This window comes from Bifidobacterium miconis (assembly GCF_019331735.1).
In the GTDB taxonomy this organism is placed as follows: domain Bacteria; phylum Actinomycetota; class Actinomycetes; order Actinomycetales; family Bifidobacteriaceae; genus Bifidobacterium; species Bifidobacterium miconis.
In genome coordinates, this window is sequence record NZ_JAHBBH010000028.1 from 15,627 (window position 1) to 33,628 (window position 18,002).

10 protein-coding genes and 1 pseudogene are annotated in these 18,002 nt (G+C 65.8%); 7 read left to right on the forward strand and 4 right to left on the reverse strand.

What is annotated here, in order from left to right; all coding sequences use genetic code 11:
- The first annotated feature begins 92 nt into the window (after positions 1-92).
- Positions 93-1,931, forward strand: coding sequence for a [protein-PII] uridylyltransferase family protein (locus tag KIH79_RS09400; RefSeq protein ID WP_219059149.1), 1,839 nt, complete (start codon positions 93-95; stop codon positions 1,929-1,931).
- Positions 1,932-1,949: 18 nt separating this feature from the next.
- Here the strand turns inward: KIH79_RS09400 and KIH79_RS09405 are convergent, their stop codons facing one another.
- Positions 1,950-3,404: an MATE family efflux transporter gene (locus KIH79_RS09405; RefSeq protein WP_219059150.1), complete on the reverse strand. Its 1,455-nt coding sequence runs from the start codon at positions 3,402-3,404 to the stop codon at positions 1,950-1,952.
- A 627-nt stretch (positions 3,405-4,031) separates the two neighbouring features.
- On the opposite strand from KIH79_RS09405, the gene KIH79_RS09410 reads away from it, so the two are divergent.
- The 6 genes from KIH79_RS09410 to KIH79_RS09435 all read left to right on the forward strand — a co-directional run bounded on the left by KIH79_RS09410 (position 4,032) and on the right by KIH79_RS09435 (position 11,312).
- A complete protein-coding gene (locus KIH79_RS09410; protein WP_219059151.1) occupies positions 4,032-4,556 on the forward strand; it encodes an NUDIX hydrolase in 525 nt (174 codons plus the stop codon).
- A 268-nt stretch (positions 4,557-4,824) separates the two neighbouring features.
- Positions 4,825-5,652, forward strand: a complete 828-nt coding sequence (gene pnuC / locus KIH79_RS09415; RefSeq protein ID WP_236023775.1) for a nicotinamide riboside transporter PnuC — start codon at positions 4,825-4,827, stop codon at positions 5,650-5,652.
- Positions 5,653-5,668: 16 nt separating this feature from the next.
- The gene (locus KIH79_RS09420; protein WP_219059152.1) at positions 5,669-6,877 is read left to right on the forward strand and encodes an AAA family ATPase; all 1,209 of its coding nucleotides are present in this window, start codon (positions 5,669-5,671) and stop codon (positions 6,875-6,877) included.
- 300 nt (positions 6,878-7,177) lie between these two features.
- Positions 7,178-8,605 carry a replicative DNA helicase gene (gene dnaB / locus KIH79_RS09425; protein ID WP_219059153.1) on the forward strand — a complete coding sequence of 476 codons (1,428 nt, stop codon included), beginning with the start codon at positions 7,178-7,180 and terminating at the stop codon, positions 8,603-8,605.
- Between the two features lie 109 nt (positions 8,606-8,714).
- Positions 8,715-10,436, forward strand: coding sequence for a Mur ligase family protein (locus KIH79_RS09430; RefSeq protein ID WP_219059160.1), 1,722 nt, complete (start codon positions 8,715-8,717; stop codon positions 10,434-10,436).
- 123 nt (positions 10,437-10,559) lie between these two features.
- The gene (locus KIH79_RS09435) at positions 10,560-11,312 is read left to right on the forward strand and encodes a type 1 glutamine amidotransferase (RefSeq protein ID WP_219059154.1); all 753 of its coding nucleotides are present in this window, start codon (positions 10,560-10,562) and stop codon (positions 11,310-11,312) included.
- 212 nt (positions 11,313-11,524) lie between these two features.
- Here KIH79_RS09435 and KIH79_RS09440 read toward each other — a convergent pair whose 3' ends face one another.
- From KIH79_RS09440 to KIH79_RS09445, 3 genes and pseudogenes are all read right to left on the reverse strand, one after another.
- On the reverse strand, positions 11,525-15,718 hold the full coding sequence (locus KIH79_RS09440; RefSeq protein ID WP_219059155.1) for a 5'-nucleotidase C-terminal domain-containing protein: 4,194 nt from the start codon (positions 15,716-15,718) through the stop codon (positions 11,525-11,527).
- A 792-nt stretch (positions 15,719-16,510) separates the two neighbouring features.
- Positions 16,511-16,642, reverse strand: a complete 132-nt coding sequence (locus KIH79_RS13055; protein ID WP_274607636.1) for a hypothetical protein — start codon at positions 16,640-16,642, stop codon at positions 16,511-16,513.
- A gap of 321 nt (positions 16,643-16,963) precedes the next feature.
- A pseudogene (locus KIH79_RS09445) lies at positions 16,964-18,002 on the reverse strand (FIVAR domain-containing protein); the annotation flags it as partial.

Genomic DNA, 18,002 nt, shown 5'->3' on the forward strand with positions numbered 1-18,002 from the left:
ACCCGGTTTTTCATACCCGAACCCAGGCGTTACGCAATTTCCGCAAGGCGTTTCCTGCGTTTCCTGCATTTCCTGCTTCCTTAAGGAGAGACATGACTTCGGCGGTCGACAAACTCAAAGCGCGATTCATGGCCATGAGCCAGCCCGATCCGGACGGCATCTACCGCGACGGCGCGGCCAAGCGCAAGGCGCGCACCGATCTGGCCATGGACTGCCTGACCAGACTGTGGGCCGAAGCGGTCGACGCGGTCCCGTTCGACGTGCCGGCCGCGGGCGTCGGACTCGCCGCCGTCGGCTCGCTCGCGCGCGGCCAGATCGGCCCCAGCTCCGACCTCGATCTTGTCATCATCTACGAATCGCACGCGCTCAACGACCGCCAGCTCAACGACCTCGCCAACAAGCTCTGGTATCCGCTGTGGGATTCCGGACTCGATCTCGACCATTCCGTGCGCACGCGCCAACAGTGCGAATCCGTCACCGACAAGGACCTGCCGGCCGCCATGGGCTGGCTCGACGTGCGCCCGATCGCCGGCGACACCAAGCTCATCGCCGATACGGCCGCGTCCATCCTCGAACGCTGGCGCAAGGCCGCGCGCAAACGCCTGCCCGAACTGCTCGACTCCGCGCAGAAGCGGCTCGACGAATTCGGTCGTCTGCCCTACCTCAACCAACCCGACATCAAGGAGACGCGCGGCGGCCTGCGTGACGCCGTGCTCGTCTCCGCGCTCGCCGCGTCATGGCTGGCCGACCGTCCGCACGGCGCGTACGACGACGCGGTCGAAGCGCTGCTCGACGTGCGCGACTGCATTCATCTGGCCGCGAACAAGGACACGAACCTGCTGCTTACGCCGTATCAGGCCAAGGTTGCGGCGATGCTCGGCTTCGCCGACCCGACTCTGCCCGAAGGTGAACGCGAGGCGCGCTCCATCGACGACCTGCAGACGCGGCTCGCACGCATCGGCCGCCAGATCGCGTTCGCGCTCGACTCGACCGCCTCGCGCGCCGAGCATTCGATCATGCACGAAAAACCGCGGTTCTCGTTCTTCCAGATGATGAACCCGCGCGCCGGCGGCAAGCGCGAAGCCCCGAAATTCGACGTGCTTGCGCCCGGCATCGTCTCGCACGAGGGCGAAGTGGTGCTCGCTCCCGGCGTCGACCCGGCGCGTGACGCGGCCCTGCCGTTGCGCGCGGCCGTCGCGTCGGCGGAATCGAAGCTGCCGATCAACCCGGCCACGCTGGCCAACCTGCGGCATGCGCCGATCCGCGATTCGGTGTGGAGCGGGGAGACGCGCGACCTGTTCGTGCGGCTGCTCGCCAGCGGGTCCGAACTCATGCGCGTGTGGGACGAAATCGACTTCGTGGACATTCCCGGCCGCTGGATGCCCGAATGGCTCGGCATCCGCAACCGTCCGAGCGCGTCCGCCGCGCACCGCTACACCATCGACCGGCACAGCGTCGAGGTCGTCTCGCGGCTTGAGCGGATGTCGGCCGCGTTGGGGCGGCAGTACGACGAAGCGCATTACGCGGCGCTGCTGCTGGCCGGCCTGCTGCACGACATCGGCAAGCGTCCGTTCGTGACCGACCATGCGGCGGAGGGCGCGAAGCACGTTCCGGTGATCCTGCGGCGCATGGGCTACGCGCCGGACATCGTGGACTGGGCGACGCTGCTCGTGCGCGAGCATCTGACCCTGTCGGAATTCGCCATCGGTCACGATCCGAACGATCCGGCGACGGGCGCGGAACTGGCCGCCCGCGTGAACGGCGACCGCGTGCTGCTCGACATGCTCTACGATCTGACGCGCGCTGACGGCTCGTCGCTCGGCGCCACGGCCGGCGAGCAGCTCACCAAGCAGTACGGCTGGTCGCGGTGGCGCGAGGCGGTCGTGCGCGGCGTGTACGCGGCCGCGCGCTCGGCGATGATTGAGCGGTGATGCTCCTGAAAGTCGCGATCACCGCATCCAGCGGTCGGTGCGCACGCGCAGGCCGTTGAACAGGCCGCGCCCGCCCATGAGCACGAGGTTGAACAGCGTCCACAGGGCGACCGTGCGGGCGAGATCGTTCGGCAGGATCGGCGTGGCCGTGGCCGCATCGGCCAGCGCGAAAACCAGCAGGATGTACGTCGCGGCGGTGGCGGTGCAGGTCGCGGCCAGATACCGGTAGTCGCGCGCGCCGATCAGGATGCCGTCGATCGCCATCATCCAGCCCTGAAGCGGGAAGAACACGCCCATCGTCACCATGCCGGCGGCCACCAGCAGTTGCACGGCCGGCGTGGGGGAGAAGACGTGGCCGGCGAACAGGCCGATGATCGCGAACGCGACGCCGATCAGCGCGCCGGTCGCCAGTCCCGCGCGTCCGGTCGCCGCGGTCAGCCGACGGGCCTGTGCGCGCCCCGCGACCCCGCCCGCGCCGAGCGCCGTCGCCACGAGCGTCTGCCCGGCAATGCCCACGGAATCGAGCATGTTCATCGCGAAGTTCCAGCACGAATTCACCGCCTGGAACCCGGCCAGCACGGGCGTGCCCATGCGGGCCGCGCACGCCACGGTCGCCACCATCGCCGCGCGGATCGCCAGCGTGCGGATGAACAGCGGCAGTCCGTCGCCGCCCGCCGCCGCGATGCCCGCAAGCCGCGGCTTGAGGCTCGCGCCGTCGGCCCGCGCCCACAGAATCGCCGGAATCGTGAGGAACAGTCCCATATACCATTGCGCGATCAGCGTCGCCGCGCCGGATCCCGTGATGCCCCAGCCGAACACGATCACGAACAGCACTTCGAGCACGGTGTTGAGCACGGCCCCGCTCGCCGCGGCGACGAGCGTGATGCGCACCTTCTGCAGTCCGCGGAAAATGCCGTTCGCCGCGTAGACGAGCAGCATGCCGGGTGCGCCGAGCACGATCGCGCGCGTGTACGCGACGGCTTGCGCGAGCACGTCGCCGCGCCCGCCGAGCGCCCGGCACAGCGGTTCCGCGCCGGCGAACAGGCCGACGCCCAGCACGACGCCGATGCCGATCGCCAGCCACAGTCCGTCGATGCCGGCCTGCAGACCCTCGCGCCGACGGCCCGCGCCCAGCAGGTGCGCGACCTGCGCGGTGGTCGAATACGCGAGGAAGATGCACAGTCCGACCGCGGTGAGGATGATCGTCGATCCGATCGACAGTCCGGCCAGCGCCGCGTCGCCGATGTGCCCGACGATGGCCGTGTCGATGATGATGAACGTCGGCTCGGCGATGAGCTGGCCGAATGTGGGCAGCGCGAGCGCGAGGATGCGGCGGTTGACGTTGACGTCCGCTGCGATGTCCGCCGCGATGCCTGAGGTGGATGCGAGCGCGGCCGTTGAGTTTTCGTCCGTGCCGGCTGCATCCGCGGCGTGGTCGTCGGTGCGGCTGTCCTGATTCGTGTGCGTGCTCATGATGCCCTACCGTACTCGGGCCGCCGGTTGGATTTGGCTCGGGGTCTTGCCTGATTGGCCGGATGAGTGCGGGGCGCGTGATGGATGCACGCGCGGATGACCAGAGTCGGGGCGGCGTGTCGAGGGTGCCTGCATGGTGCAGGCGATTGCGGACAATCGCACATGGACGATGTGCGATTTGTGGCATGACAACGAGTGGCCGTGACTTATATCACAGCGAGGGCGTGCGTGCAAATCGCGATCTCATACCCGTCCGGCTATCCACACGTTGTCCCCAAGTTATCCCCAAGTTATGCACAGAGTTATCCCCAATATGTGGATAACTTGGTGGATTGCGCATCGGATTATCCCTGAAATGTGGATAACTCGATTTCAGTTATCCACATTGCAGCAATCCGAGCGTGTCGTGCCCGCGTCGGCAAGGTGAACGCCGGGTGACATGTGTGCGGTAATGTTCACCGCTACGTTGCGGATCGTATCGGCGCGGGTGCGAGCGCTGCGCAGGCGGCGCGGCCGGAATCCCGTTCACGAGCAATTCACTCGATTCAGCGCGCGGTTTGGCCTGAACTGGTGCGTCGCGCCGGGCTCGGTGGCATGATGGAGACGGGCCATAGGAAAGGACCTGAGATGAGCAACGGCAACGATGTTGAGTACTACCACGGCGTGTATGGATATATCGAGGATCCGACCGGCAACAAGCTGCTGGTGATCGCGCGCAAAAACGGCCCGTACGCCGGCAAGTACGATCTGCCGGGCGGCGAACAGCGGTCGGGCGAGAATCGCGACGAAACGCTGAAGCGCACGATCGCCGAACAGACCGGCGCGCAGCTGCTGTACGGCAACGAATACCTGATCGCCCGCGTGGGCGAGACGGAGCCCGTCGCCGACGACGATGCGTCCGCTGCGTCCGATGCGTCCGCTGCGGCGGATGCCGCGGACGGAAAGGACGCCGTGCGCAAGCTGGTGCACACGTGCGAGATCGCGCATTGCGTGGTGGACGTGCCCAATGAGAAGTTCATGTACGAGGGCGACGCCGACTATCGCTATGTCGCGAAGATCGCGATGAACGAGCGCAACGCCTCGCCGCTCGTGCTCATCGCGCTCGAGCACTTCAATGCCGTCGACCCCGACATCGCGGAGAAGTACCGCTGATTCGGCCGGTGCGACGTCGCTCGATTCCGCATTGCGGATGAGTGGGCATGAGTAATAGTCAGATTGACCATATGTAGGTATAGCGTAACGGTGACGTCCGGAAAGAGCCGGCGTAACACCGTTGCGCGCCTCTGTTCGGACCGCGCGGCGGACGGCGACGCGACAAGCGCCAGTCAGTCCGTTCGCGCAACGCAAGCTTGACCCGGGCAACCCGTGCGACGCGTATCCGCACCGCACGCCCGGAGGGAAAGAACAGAGAGGCACCGTTATGAACGATCTGATGAACGGCGTGAAAAACGCCGTCGACCCGCAGCGCGTCGTGCGCGAACTGCTGGACTTCAAGCCCGGCGAATTCACCCTGATCGGCGTGATGCTGCTCGCGCAGATCATCTCCTTCATCTTCGCCGGATCCTACACCGCCGCCGACTGGATCGGCCTCGTCTCCGGCATTTGCATCGTCTTCAACCTCATCCTCGTCGACCGCGGCCGTCTGACCAACTATCTGTGGGGCTTCCTCGGCTGCGCCACGTGGCTGTGGGTCGCCGTCATGAACCACCTCGTCGGCGACATCTTCTCGCAGATCTTCTACGTGGTCATGCAGTTCGTCGGCGTGTACGTCTGGCAGCGCCAGCTCGACCGCCAGCAGGCCGCCGGCGCCGACTCGTCCGCCGTCGGCTCCGCCGAGGTCAAGGCACGCAACATCACGTGGTGGCAGGGCCTGCTCGCCGTCGTGTTCACCGTCGCCGTCTACCTGATCGTCGTGTTCACCTCGCACGCGACCGGCGGCGTGCAGATCTGGCTCGACGGCACGCTGCTGCCGCTCGGCATCATCGGTCAGGTGCTCATGACCTACGGCTACCGTTCGCAGTGGATCGCATGGCTGCTGCTCGACGTGATCAAGGTCGTCATCTGGTGGAACCAGCTCGCCGCCGGCGGCCCGGGCGCGATGTCCATGTTCGTGCTGCAGGTCGTCATGCTCGTCAACGGCTTCTACGGCACGTGGGTCTGGTTCCACAAGGATAGCGTTTCCGCCGCGGCCGAGAAGGCCGAGCAGGTTTCCGCCCAGTCCGCCCGCTCGGCCGCCGCGCGGGCCTGAGGAAAGCCGCCCCGCCATGCCCAGCTGCAACCTGTCCACCGCGCCGCTCGCCGGTTCGCGTTTCGCCGTCGTCGTCAGCCGCTTCAGCCCGCTGCACGTCGGCCTCGAACAGCGCATCTACGATCTCGCCTCGCATTACGACGGCGTGATCCCCGTGCTCGCCTCGCGCCCCGAACCGGCCGACGGCATCGGCCTCGATTCGCTCACCGGCCTGAGCGCGCGCAACCGGTACCGCTACCTGCGCGAAGCGTTCAACGACGACCCCGCCATCAGCCCGAAGAAACTCATCTGGTCCGACGACGCCGCAACGGTCGACGCGCCCGCGTGGATCAAGCGGCTGCAGGACGTCGCGCTGTCCGCGCTGGCCGACCCGTCCGCGGCGCGCGAGATCACCGTCGTCACCGACATCGCCGCGGTCGACCGCACGCTGCGCAACGTGTGGCCGGCGGCCGAAGCCGCGACGCCGTCATCGCCGTCATCGGTGGCATCGTCCGCGGCCGACGATCAGACGCAGGCCGCGTCGTCCGAGCGCATCCACTGGAACGTCGGCGATGTCGTCGCCGGCTCCGACGACCTGCAGCGCACGATCTGCGACGATCCGCACAACCGCAAGTACTGGCCGGTCATCAACCACACGTTCCGCCGCGAATTCACGACCGTCGTGCTCGTCGTCGGCAGCGCGTCCGTCGGCAAAACGACCATGGTCACGCGACTGTCGAAGCTCTTCGACGCGCCGATCGCCGTCGAATACGCGCGCGAGTTCGAAGAAGCGCGCAACGTGGACGACGACGAGCTGACCGCGTTCGACTACCAGCGGCTCATCCTGAGCAAGTTCGCGCAGAACGAGCAGGCGCTCGCCTCGGACGCGAACCACGGCATCGTGTTCCTCGACACCGACGCGATGGTGACCAAGACGTACGTGAAGCGCTACCTGCCGCCGGAGGAGGCCGCGCGGCTCGACTCGACGTTCGACATGGTGATCCGGCAGGAACGGCCCGATCTGGTGCTCGTGATCCCGCCCGTCACCGAGTACGTGGACGACGGGTTCCGTGCGATGCAGTGGGCGTCCGACCGGTACAAGTTCCACGAAACGCTTATGGACGTGCTGCGCGAGTCGCCGTACGCGGACCGGGTGGTCCTGCTCGATGACAGGACCTTCGCTGAGCGTGACGCGCACGCGATCCGCGTGATCGGGGAGCGGACCGGTTTCACGCCGAGAGGCTGAGTTGGGGGACTCGGTTCCCGGGATTGGCGGTCGAACATCCCGGGAACTGGGCCTGCGCTGTTTTCAGCGGCAAACCTATCCGTTGCATCCGTTGCATCCGCGCCAGTACTCGTCCCATACCCTCTCCGATGTCACGCAACAAGCGCCCGTAGCGTGACATCGGAGAGCGTATGAGCCGCGTAGCGGGGTGAATGTCACGCACAGGAGGGGATTCGCGTGACATTCACCCCAGTATGCGAGGAAAGCCCGCGGCAAGGTAACGCAACATGGGGTGCCGGGGGCAATCTATACTCGGGGACTATGGCAGAAGGAACCAACTGGGAAGACAATCGCCCCGATTCGTCGGGTAACGGCAGCGCCGGCGCGCCCGTGCGCGATGCGCTGTTCGACCGCGTGCCGCCGCACGACGACGACGCGGAAATGGCCGTGCTCGGCGGCATGCTGATGAGCAAGGACGCCATCGGCGAAGTGTCGCAGATGATCGACGAAGCCGATTTCTACCAGCCGAAGCACCAGACGATCTACGATGCGATCATCACGCTGTTCTCCGCGTCGCAGCCGGTCGACGTCGTGCTCGTCGCGAACAAGCTGCTCGCCGACGGCGATCTCGACAAAGTCGGCGGCGCGGACTATCTGCACAGCCTCGTCGCATCCGTGCCGACCGCCGCCAACGCCACGTACTACGCGGAAATCGTGCATCAGCGCGCGGTCCTGCGCAACGTGATCGCCGCGGGCACCAAGATAGCCCAGCTCGGCTATTCGGCGGAGGGCTCGCAGGCCGAGGACGTCGTCAATCTCGCGCAGGCCGAAGTGTACGAGATGAGCGTGGGCAAAGTGCGTCAGGACTATACGGCGATCGGCCCGGTCGTGCACGACGCGCTCGAACAGCTCGACCAGCTGCAGCAGGGACTCGTCAACAAGGGAGTGCCGACGGGCTTCCGCGACATCGACGACGTGACGCAGGGCCTGCAGCCCGGCCAGATGATCGTCGTCGCCGGCCGCCCGGCCATGGGCAAGTCGACGCTTGGCATTGATTTCGCGCGCGCGGCCGCGCTGCACCACGGGCTCACGTCGATCGTGTTCAGTCTGGAGATGAGCAAGGTCGAGCTCGCGCAGCGCATCATTTCGGCCGAAACGAACATTCCGCTCGTCGCGCTGCGCCGCGCCGACGACGACAATCTGACGCCGGAACGCTGGACGACGCTCAACAATTTCTGGGACAAGATGCGCAACGCGCCGCTGTTCATCGACGACTCGCCGAACATGAGCCTGATGGAGATCCGCGCGAAATGCCGCCGGCTCAAGCAGACCAACGATCTGAAGCTCGTCGTGATCGACTACCTGCAGCTCATGACCTCCGGCAAGCACGTCGAAAGCCGCCAGCAGGAGGTTTCTGAATTCTCGCGTGCGTTGAAGCTCCTCGCCAAGGAGCTCGAGGTGCCGGTCGTGGCGCTCTCGCAGCTCAACCGAGGTCCGGAAATGCGCAACGACAAGAAGCCGCAGCTGTCGGACCTGCGTGAATCCGGCTCGATCGAACAGGACGCCGATGTGGTGTTCCTCGTGCACCGACCGGACTTCTACGACAAGGAGGACCGGCCGGGCGAGGCCGACATCATCATGGCCAAGCACCGCAACGGTCCGACCGAAACGTTCCATCTGGCGTTCCTGGGCGCCACGTCCAAGTTCAAGGACATGCCGCAGGACTACAACGCGAATCAGGGGGTGTGAGATGGGGAATCAGACACGAAGCGCAGACGGCGAGGCAGATCGCGGCATGAACGGTGACACCCGTGGGAAAGGCGGGCTCGGCGGCGGACAGGCCGGGGCGGTGAAGCCGATGAACCGGCAGGCGGGAACAGGCGTGCCCACGCCTGCCCGCGGTCCGTGGAACTCGTTCGCGACGCCCACGATCGGCAAGCTCGTGCGCGCGGCCGCCCGCGTGACCAAACACGGCGGATCCGCGTTCCCCGGCAGGATCGTCGAACGAATCGACCCGGGATTCCTCGCGCGAACGCTCGCACAGCTGCCGCTCGGCGTGGTGCTCGTCTCCGGCACGAACGGCAAGACCACAACCACGCGCATGGTCGCGTCCATGCTGTCCGATCTGGGACTGCGCGTGTTCACCAATCCGACCGGATCGAACTTCACGCGCGGCGTCGTCTCCGCGCTGCTGCAAACGGTGTCGCTCGGCGGCCGGCTCGACGCCGACATCGCCGTGCTCGAACTGGACGAGGCGTACGCCGTGCACTTCGTGCGGCAGGTCAAGCCGCGGTACGCGCTGCTGCTTAACGTGATGCGCGACCAGCTCGACCGGTTCGGCGAAATCGACAACACCGCGCGGCTGCTCGGCCATGTGGCCGAAGCGACGACCGGCACGGTCGTGCTCAACCGCGAGGATCCGCGCATCGCACGGCTGGCCGAGCTCGTGCGCGAGCCGGGTGCTTCCGTTCGGTATTTCGGCCTGAGCGACGACCTGCGCTCGTTCTTCCCGTCCGACGACGACATGGCGACGACCGTCGCCGTGGAGGGGGCTGCTGACGGTGGTGTGAGCGATGTTGTGAATGCCGCTACGACAGACGTCGCGGACGATGCCGCGGACAGTGTCCCGGCGGACACCGGCACCGCGAATGATGTCGGAACGACGGGGAGGACCGGTACCTCTCGGCCCCCTCTGACGAGGGGGCTGTCGGCGCAGCCGACCGGGGGAGAGACAGGCGGTTTCGGCACTGACAAGAGTGCTGCCACCGCGGATCGTTCGCCTGTGTCCAACGACGGCGACGCCCCCCGTGAACAGCTCCCCGCCGATGTGACGCTCACCCGCGTGGGCGACCACGAAGCCGACTTCCTGTTCGCCGGCGAATCGCGGCCTCGTTCCACCACGGTCAGGCTCGAAGGCGTGTACAACCTGTACAACGCGGCCGCCGCGCTCGCCGTCGTGCGCGCGGTGCAGGCCGACGCACGCGCCCGCAAGACCGCGCCCGCTTCCACCGCCCGCACCGGCTCGCTGGCCGCCCGCGTGAGCACGTTCGCAGAAGCCTCCGACGCCGCCCTTCTCGCCGCCGTCTCGCACGTCACGCCGGCATTCGGCCGCGGCGAAGTCATCGACGTGAACGGCGTGCCCACCGAACTGCTACTCGTCAAGAACCCGATGGGATTCCGCCTCTCGCTCGCTAGCTTCCCGCCGAGCGAGACGACCGACACGATGATCGTCATCAACGACGAATACGCCGACGGCCGCGACATGAGCTGGCTGTGGGACGTCGACTTCACCAGCCTGCGCCGCACCGGCGTCAAGCAGGTGTCCGGCGTGCGCGCATGGGACATGGCGCTGCGCCTCGGCTACGACCAAGTGTCGGTCGGCGCGGTCGACACCGACATCGACGCCGCGCTCGCCGCGTTCCTCAAGCCGGCGGCCGATGCGGCCGGTACGTCCAACGCGTCCGGCGACGAGCGTCGCTGCACCAGCCGGCACATCTACTGCACGTACACATCCATGCTCAAGGTGCGAGCCGCCCTCGCCCGCATCGCCGACGTCACGGACGCGGGCGTCGGCAAGTAACTGTTTGCGCCTCGGTTCCCTGCATCTCGGCTCCCCTTGCTAGGGGAGCTGGCCGCGAAGCGGACTGAGGGGCAGACAGGCGGATAACCCCGCACGTGCGTATGAATCCATCAAGGAGCTGATATGACCACCATCGACATCATGTCTCTCTACCCGAAGGACATGAACATCTACGGCGACTCCGGCAACGTGCTCACCGTCACGCGCCGGCTCGCGCTGTACGGCTACGAGCCGCGCGTCACCGCGTACAATCAGGGCGACGACTGGCCCGAGCACGTCGACATGATCCTCGGCGGCGGCGGTCAGGACACCGGCCAGAAGAAGATCATCGACGACTTCTTCCGCCGCGCCGACCTGCTGCGCACGCTCGCGGCCGACGGCACGCCGATGCTCATGATCTGCGGCATGTACCAGCTGTTCGGCGAGTATTTCGAAACGGTCGACGGCACGCGGCTCGACGGCATCGGCGTGATCGGCGCGTACACGGTCGGCCAGGACGTGCGCATGATCGGCAATCTGGTCGAACACAGCGACGACTTCGGCGACGTGATCGGCTACGAGAACCATTCCGGCCAGACGTTCCTGCGCGACGGCGTGCGCCCGCTCGGGCGCGTGGACGCGGACGGCCGCGGCAACAACGGCGAGGACCACACCGAAGGCGCGCGCGTGCACAACGTGATCGGCACGTACATGCACGGCTCGCTGCTGCCGAAGAACCCGAAGATCGCGGACTTTCTGATCCGCACGGCCGTCGAGCGGCGGTATGGCGCGTTCGAACCGGAACGCCACCAGACCGACGATCAGCGGGCGGCGTTGGCCGCACTCGACCGGGCCGCGGATCAGGCGCGTCGCGTCGCCGCCGCTCGGCCGCGGTGACGCACGGCCAACGTACGGTTGCAGCGTGACGTACAGCCACGGTGACGTACGGTTGCGGCTGCGGATCCGGCGCGACACGGCCGTGCGCCGCGGCAACGCCGCGATAACAGCGCGACAAACCGCGCCGATACCGTGAAAACAGAGCACAAACAGCGGAAGGGGCATCCGGCAGATGAAACCGGATGCCCCTTCAAGCGTTACCTAGCATAGCCTCACAGGCTGCGCCACGCAACCCCTTCCGCCCGCCAGCCGCGGCCGGCCGACGTGATCACGTCGTACTCGCCCTTGCTGGTGGTGTACAAATGCTCGCCGTTCTTCGGGTTGTACGCGCGGTACACGACCGCCTTGCCCTCGTCCGACTGGTACCAGGCGATGCCCTCGGCGCGCCAGCCGTGACGCGTGGTCAGGATCGTGTACTCGTTCTTGTCGGCGGTCCAGTGGTGGTTGCCGTCGTTCGGGTTGTATGCGCGGTACACCGGCTTGCCGGAGCTCGCCGACGCCGCCTGCTTGAACGCGACGCCCTCGTAGTTCCAGCCGCGCTTGGCCAGCGCGTCCTTTTCGTACGAGTTGATCGTGTAGTGGTGCAGCCCGGAGTGCGGGTTGTACAGACGGTACACCGGCACGGCCTTCACCGTCGGCGTAGTCGGCTGGGACGGCTCGTCAGGCGTCGGCGTGGGGGTCGGCTCCGGTTCGGGCGACGGTTCCGGCGACGGCGATTCGCCGGCCTTCACCGTGATCGGCAGCGTCACCGTCGTGCCATTCGTTGCGCCGACGATCGTCAGCGTCGCGGCGCCGGCCGCCTGTCCGGCAGGAACGGTGATCTTCAGATCCGCCGTGTCGCCGTTCGCGACGTCCGCAGTGCCGACGGTCGCGTCGCCGATCGTCGCGGTCAGCTTCGTCTCGGCCGGCACTCCCAGCGACGTGAGCGTGAGCTTGGAGAAGTGCAGATCGAACGACGATCCGGCCGTCACGTCGCCGGTCGGCAGTCCGGTCACGGCGACCGCGCGACGATCGTAGCGCGGCTTGAGCGGCGAGTTCTTGCCGATATACTCGATCCACGCGTCGCGGTCGACCAGACCGGTGTCCTTCGTGTTCGTGCCGGCCGCGAATGCGCGGAAGTTGTCGCCGCCCTCGAGCAGGAAGCTGAACGAGCCGATGCGGTACTCGCGCTTCGGGTCAAGCGGCTGGCCGTTGACAGTCACGGACGTGATGTGCTCGCCCTGCTTCGCGTTCGGATCGTACGTGTACGAGACGTTGTGCGACAGGCCGAGCTGCAGGTACGGGCGCGACGGCGTGGTGCCGTCGGCGGTGGTCTGCCACTGCTGTTCGAGCGCTTCCTTGAACTGCGCGCCGGTGAGCGTCGTGGTCCACAGGTTGTTCAGGAACGGCAGCACGGCGTTCGCCTGGGCGTACGTGATCGAACCGTCCGCGGCGAGCGTGCACTTGTCGCCGTTGCCGGTGCGGCAGAATTCCGCGCGCAGGCCGCCCGGGTTCACCACGCCGATTTCGGCGCCGCCGCGGTCCGCGGGCTTGAGCGAGTCGAGCAGCGCGTCGGCCACGAGGTTGCCCATCGTGGATTCGGACGCGCGGTCGTCGCGCTTGCCGTCCTTGTACGCGGTGGTGATGTCCGCCGCGACCGAACCGACCTTCTCGTTGCCCTTCGCGTCGGCGACCTTGAGGGCCGCGTCGACGATCGACTTGACCTGCTTGACCGTCGCGTCGCCGGCAGCGGCGAGCTCGTCGTCGGACTTGCTCGTGTCGACCGGGACGTTGCCGGACTTTGCATACGTTACCTTGTCGGTTGACTGGTCGTAGTCGAGCACGACCTGGCCAACGTTCGCCGCGTAGCTGCCCGTCTGGATGATCGGACGGCCGTTGTGCGCCGGGTCGGCGTAGTCGTACGCCATGTGCGTGTGGCCGGTGAAGATCGCGTCCACGGCCGGGTCGGTCTGGTCGACGATCTCCTTGAACACCGGGCTGGCGGCCTTCTGCTCGTCGAGCGTCGGCTTGCCGGTCTTCGCGTCCTCGCTGGAAGGCGCGCCCTCGTGGTATTCGGCCACGATCACGTTGGCCTCGCCGTTCGACTCGTCGCCGTCGGTCAGCTGCTTGGCGACGCGGTTCACGGCCTCGACCGGATCGCCGAAGTCGATGCCGCTGATGCCACCGGGGGAGACGAGCGTGGAGGTCTCCTGCGTGACCGCGCCGATCACGCCGACCTTCACGCCGTTGACGTCCTGGATGCTGTACTCCTTGAGCGCCGGGGTCTTGGTGCCCTTCTTGTATACGTTCGCGCCGAGGTAGTCCCACTTCGCGTTGCGAGCGTTGTCCTTGCCGATCACGCGATCGGTCAGGTCGGCGTAACCTTGGTCGAACTCATGGTTGCCGACCGACGACGCCTTTAGATCGAGCGCGTTGAGCACGTCGATCGTCGGCTGGTCGCGCTGCACGGACGAGTTGAACAGCGATGCACCGATCAGATCGCCGGCGCCGAGCAGCAGCGACGAATCCGGATACGCGGCGCGCAGCTGCTCGACCGTGGACGCGAACGGCACGGTCAGGTTCTTGTCGATGCGGCCGTGGAAGTCGTTGACGTTGAGCAGGTTGATGGTGGTCGTCTTCTGCTCCGGCTGGCCCGGCTGCTGCGAACCGTTGTTCGCGGCCTCGATCCAGCCCTGACGCAGCGAATGGCCGTTGGTCACCGAGTCGTCCGCCCAGAAGACCGGCTTGTAGGTCTTGCCGGCCTTGCCGCCTTTGACCGTGCGGGCCTCGGCGTCCGGGGTGACGGCGAAACCTTCCGTGTTGCCTGCGGCGATTTCGGTCGGCGTGGCGGTGAGTTTGGTGAGCTGCAGCGCGCCCGACTTGTCGAACTCGTAGGTGGCGATCATGGCCTTGGTGGGCTTCTCGTCCGTGCCGATCGTGTTGTCGCCCTCGGCGAGCAGCTGGTTGTGCTCGGCGTTCCACGTCAGGTCGCGCGGGCCGGAATATCCGGCGTTCGCGGCGGCCTCCGGCAGCGGGATCTGCGCGACCGGGTACACGACGTCCTTGCCGCCGACCGTGGCGAGCGCGAACGCGTAGACCGCGTTGGTCTTCTCGAGCGCGGCGAAGAACAGGCCGCCGAAATCGTTCGCGGTGCCGGCCGGATCGTACGCGTGCACGTTCTTCGGATCAAGGTTCGAGACGAATTTGTTCGCGGTGAGCGTCGCGTCCGGAATGAACGCCACGCCTTCCACGCCAAGGTTCGCGTCGTCGCCCTTGTCGAGCGTCACGCCGAACTGGCTGAGCGCGTCGGTCAGATTCCACTCGTTCGCGGCGGTCAGGTCCTGCGCGCCGTCGCCGTTCGTGTCGGTGGTCTTCTGGCTCACGTCGTAGCGCAGGATGGACGGGCGCGGCACCTTCTTGTCCTCGTTGTCGCGTTCCGCGCCGATGAACACGCCCTTGGACGGGTCGCCGTCGATCAGCGTGATGCCTTCGGAATCGACGCCGCCCTTGCCGTTTTTGAAGTGCAGCTGCTTGCCGCCCTTGGCCTTGCCGTCGAGCTGGAAGCTCCAGCCGTCGGCCGGATCCTGCTTCCACGAGCCGGTCGCCTCGTCGTAGACGAACTTGTTGATCGCGCCGGCGCCCTTCTGGCCGGTTTCGCCGAGCGTCGGGTTGAGATCGTTGTCCGCGGCCCACAGCGTGCCCGGCTTGCCGTTCGCGCCGGGCTGGTAGACCAGTCCGGACAGGTTGCCGTCGGTGTGCTCTCCGATCGCCTGACCCGCACCGAATTCGTCGGTGCCGTCGATCGCGGTCACCGTGTCGAGTCCGGGCCATGCGGCCACGTCCAGCTTCTCGCCGGACGGCTGGTCCGGCTCGGTCGTCGCTCCCTGCTTGACGAGTCCGTCGGCGTCGCTGTTCGCGACGTACACGGCGTTCTTGTCGTCGCCGGACCAGCCGAAGCTCAGGATCAGCTCGCCGGACTTGTTCCACACGCGAGTCTGATCTTCCTTGCCCAAGCCGATACCCGCCAGCTGGTCCAGATTGAACTGCAGCTCGCCGGCGGCCGGGATCACGGTGCCGTCCGGAATCGTGTACGTGTGGTCGGCGCTGTCCTTGTCGTCGCGGATCAGCCAGCCGGACACGTCGACCGGCTTGGTATTCTTCGAGCCGAGCGTCACGGTGTCGGTGCCGACGTCGATGCGCTTGAGATAGACGGCGGTGGCGGCGTCTTTAATGATGGTGTCGGTGGCTGCTGCGTTGGCGGCGTTGTCTGCCGGCGTGGTCGCTTGCGTGGTCGTTTGCGTGCTGGATGCGGGCGGCTGCTCGTCGGCGAACGCCGTGACCGTCGTGGTCGCCGGGATCGCGGCGAGCGGGACGATCAGGGCTGCCGACAGCAGAAGGCCCTGCAGGCGCTTCGGAATGCTTGGCATGATGCTCCTTGTCTTCTTCGTCTTCATCGAGTCTTGGTCGAAGATGGGCCCCAACTTGTAAAACCCATGTTTTCACGCTAGAGGACCGCGGCAAAGGCCATGCGGAAGACGTCTGAACGGAGAGCCAACTTTGCGCGAAGGACTCGGGGCGGCTACGTTGCCGGGGCGATCGGATGTGGTGATTCGACGTGAACGCGTGAGAACGCTGACTGCGTATCGGGAGACAGAATCGCGGTCGACGGCGGTGTGTGGCGGACGTGCGGTTGTTCCGCGGCGAGTCATGAGATACTTTGGGGGTTTCTGCCGTGTCGGGTTCTGCCATGTCGAGCATCATTCGAGATTTTCAGGTGATTCTCAGCATTTACCGATATTGCGCTATGAAACGTATGGTTATATGACAATCGTGACCGCAAGGTCCACAACTTAACACCTTTCTTCTTCATCTCCTTTCTTTCTCCTTTGAGCCCGGCACCCGCCGGGCTTTTCTTTTTCGCCGCGTCCCCGCTGTTCTGGGGGAGGGATAATCCGCCGAGCTCTCGTATGGTTTTCGGGCATAATCGATGGGTGCTGACAGCGGTGACATACTATCGGCGTTGAGTGTGGTACATTCTGCCGGCCAAGGACATCTATCTACGTTAAGTGCGGTATGCGGCTCGGCATGCACCTTGAGCATATGGCGGTTTTGTTGGGATAATACCCGAAATGCTCGTTGCCGAATACCACATTCAACGCAGATAGATGTTCGGGAGGCTCGGAATGTACCGCACTCAATGCAGATAGCGTTCTAGATGCTCATTGCCGATATGTCAGTGTTCGTCGCATAGCTTCCTTGAGTTGTTCGTCCGTGTAGCCGCGTTCCGCTTCTTCGATATCGGCTTTGAGCATTGAGGATTCCTCGGCTGGCAGATCGTCGAAAGAGAGCATGACGTAGTTCATACGCCTATTATGGCTGTGCCGCGAGAGTTATGATGAGACGTACGGAATGACGGCAGTATCACTCATCCGGTTTTCAGTCGGGTGTACAGCGGCTTGTCGGATGGTGCCGATTCCGCGGGTGCTTCCAAGTGCGCCCTTACTGGGATGAGGGTCCGGCATGATTCTTCGTGTCGGACCTTTTGCTTTGAGCAAGGCTATTGGGAACGATTGTGACATTCCTTAGCGTCGCAAATGTAATGGGGTGTGGTTCGATGCTGCATACATCGAACCACACCCCATTACATTGAGCGCTCGCTGAGAGGGAAGACCTTACTTCAGGCCCTTCCAGGCGACTCCTTCCTGGTTCCAGCCGCGGGTGGCATTGAGGCGATACTCGTTGACATCCGTGGTGTACAGGTGCTCGTCGGTCGACGGCGCGTACATGCGGTACACGGGAACCGTGCCCGTATCGACCTGATACCAGGCCACGCCCTCGTCCTTCCAGCCGCGCTGCGTCGTCAGCACCTGACGCTCGTGGCCATCAAGGGACAGCAGGTGACGGCCGGTCTTCGGGTTGTACAGACGGTGCACCGGGGTCGCGCCGGCCACGTTGTGCGCGGCGTTGAACACTACGCCCTCGTACTTCCAGCCCTGCTTGTTCGCCAGCACGTTCTTCTCGTTCGAGTCGGCGGTGTACAGGTGCAGGTTCGTCTTCGGGTTGAACAGACGATACACCGGAACCGGCAGCGGCTCTTCCTCATCGTCCTTATCCTTGTCCTGATCAGGCTGGCCCGGAGTGGACGGCTTCTTGGTGAGGGCGCTCTGCGCGTCGGTCAGGGTCTTGGTGGCGTTGTCGACTTCGGTTTGGGTGGCGTCGGCGTTGGCCTGCACGGTCTTGGCGTCCGCGAGGGCCTTGGCGAACGGGGTCCAGGATTCGGGCGTGTAGGCGTCCTGCTTCTTGGACTCGGCCGTCTTGACCGCGGCGTCCAGCGCGGTCTTGTCGGCCTTCTTGGACGGTTCCGGCTTCTTGACGAGCGCGTTGGCCGCGTCGGTCAGGGCCTTCTCGGCGGCGTCGACCTCGGCCTGGGTGGCGTCGGTCTTGGCGGCCGTGGTTTCCGCGGCCGCGAGGGCCTTGGCGAACGAATCCCACGAGTCGTCGGTGTAGTCCTTCTGCTGCTTGGTCTTCGCGTCGGCGATGGCCTTGTTCAGCGCGGTCTTGTCGGCTGCCTTCTTCAGTCCGGCCTGCGCGTCGGTCAGGGTCTTGGTGGCGTTGTCGACTTCGGTTTGGGTGGCGTCGGCGTTGGCCTGCACGGTCTTGGCGTCCGCGAGGGCCTTGGCGAACGGGGTCCAGGATTCGGGCGTGTAGGCG

What these genes read in the sequence shown, in the direction of transcription:
- dnaB (WP_219059153.1), top strand. Translation starts at nt 7,178, where the DNA reads ATGGCAGAAGGAACCAACTGGGAAGACAATCGCCCCGATTCGTCGGGT.
- KIH79_RS09430 (WP_219059160.1), top strand. Translation starts at nt 8,715, where the DNA reads ATGAACCGGCAGGCGGGAACAGGCGTGCCCACGCCTGCCCGCGGTCCG.
- KIH79_RS09440 (WP_219059155.1), bottom strand. Translation starts at nt 15,718, where the DNA reads ATGCCAAGCATTCCGAAGCGCCTGCAGGGCCTTCTGCTGTCGGCAGCC.
- KIH79_RS13055 (WP_274607636.1), bottom strand. Translation starts at nt 16,642, where the DNA reads ATGCTCTCTTTCGACGATCTGCCAGCCGAGGAATCCTCAATGCTCAAA.
- KIH79_RS09410 (WP_219059151.1), top strand. Translation starts at nt 4,032, where the DNA reads ATGAGCAACGGCAACGATGTTGAGTACTACCACGGCGTGTATGGATAT.
- KIH79_RS09420 (WP_219059152.1), top strand. Translation starts at nt 5,669, where the DNA reads ATGCCCAGCTGCAACCTGTCCACCGCGCCGCTCGCCGGTTCGCGTTTC.
- KIH79_RS09405 (WP_219059150.1), bottom strand. Translation starts at nt 3,404, where the DNA reads ATGAGCACGCACACGAATCAGGACAGCCGCACCGACGACCACGCCGCG.
- pnuC (WP_236023775.1), top strand. Translation starts at nt 4,825, where the DNA reads ATGAACGATCTGATGAACGGCGTGAAAAACGCCGTCGACCCGCAGCGC.
- KIH79_RS09435 (WP_219059154.1), top strand. Translation starts at nt 10,560, where the DNA reads ATGACCACCATCGACATCATGTCTCTCTACCCGAAGGACATGAACATC.
- KIH79_RS09400 (WP_219059149.1), top strand. Translation starts at nt 93, where the DNA reads ATGACTTCGGCGGTCGACAAACTCAAAGCGCGATTCATGGCCATGAGC.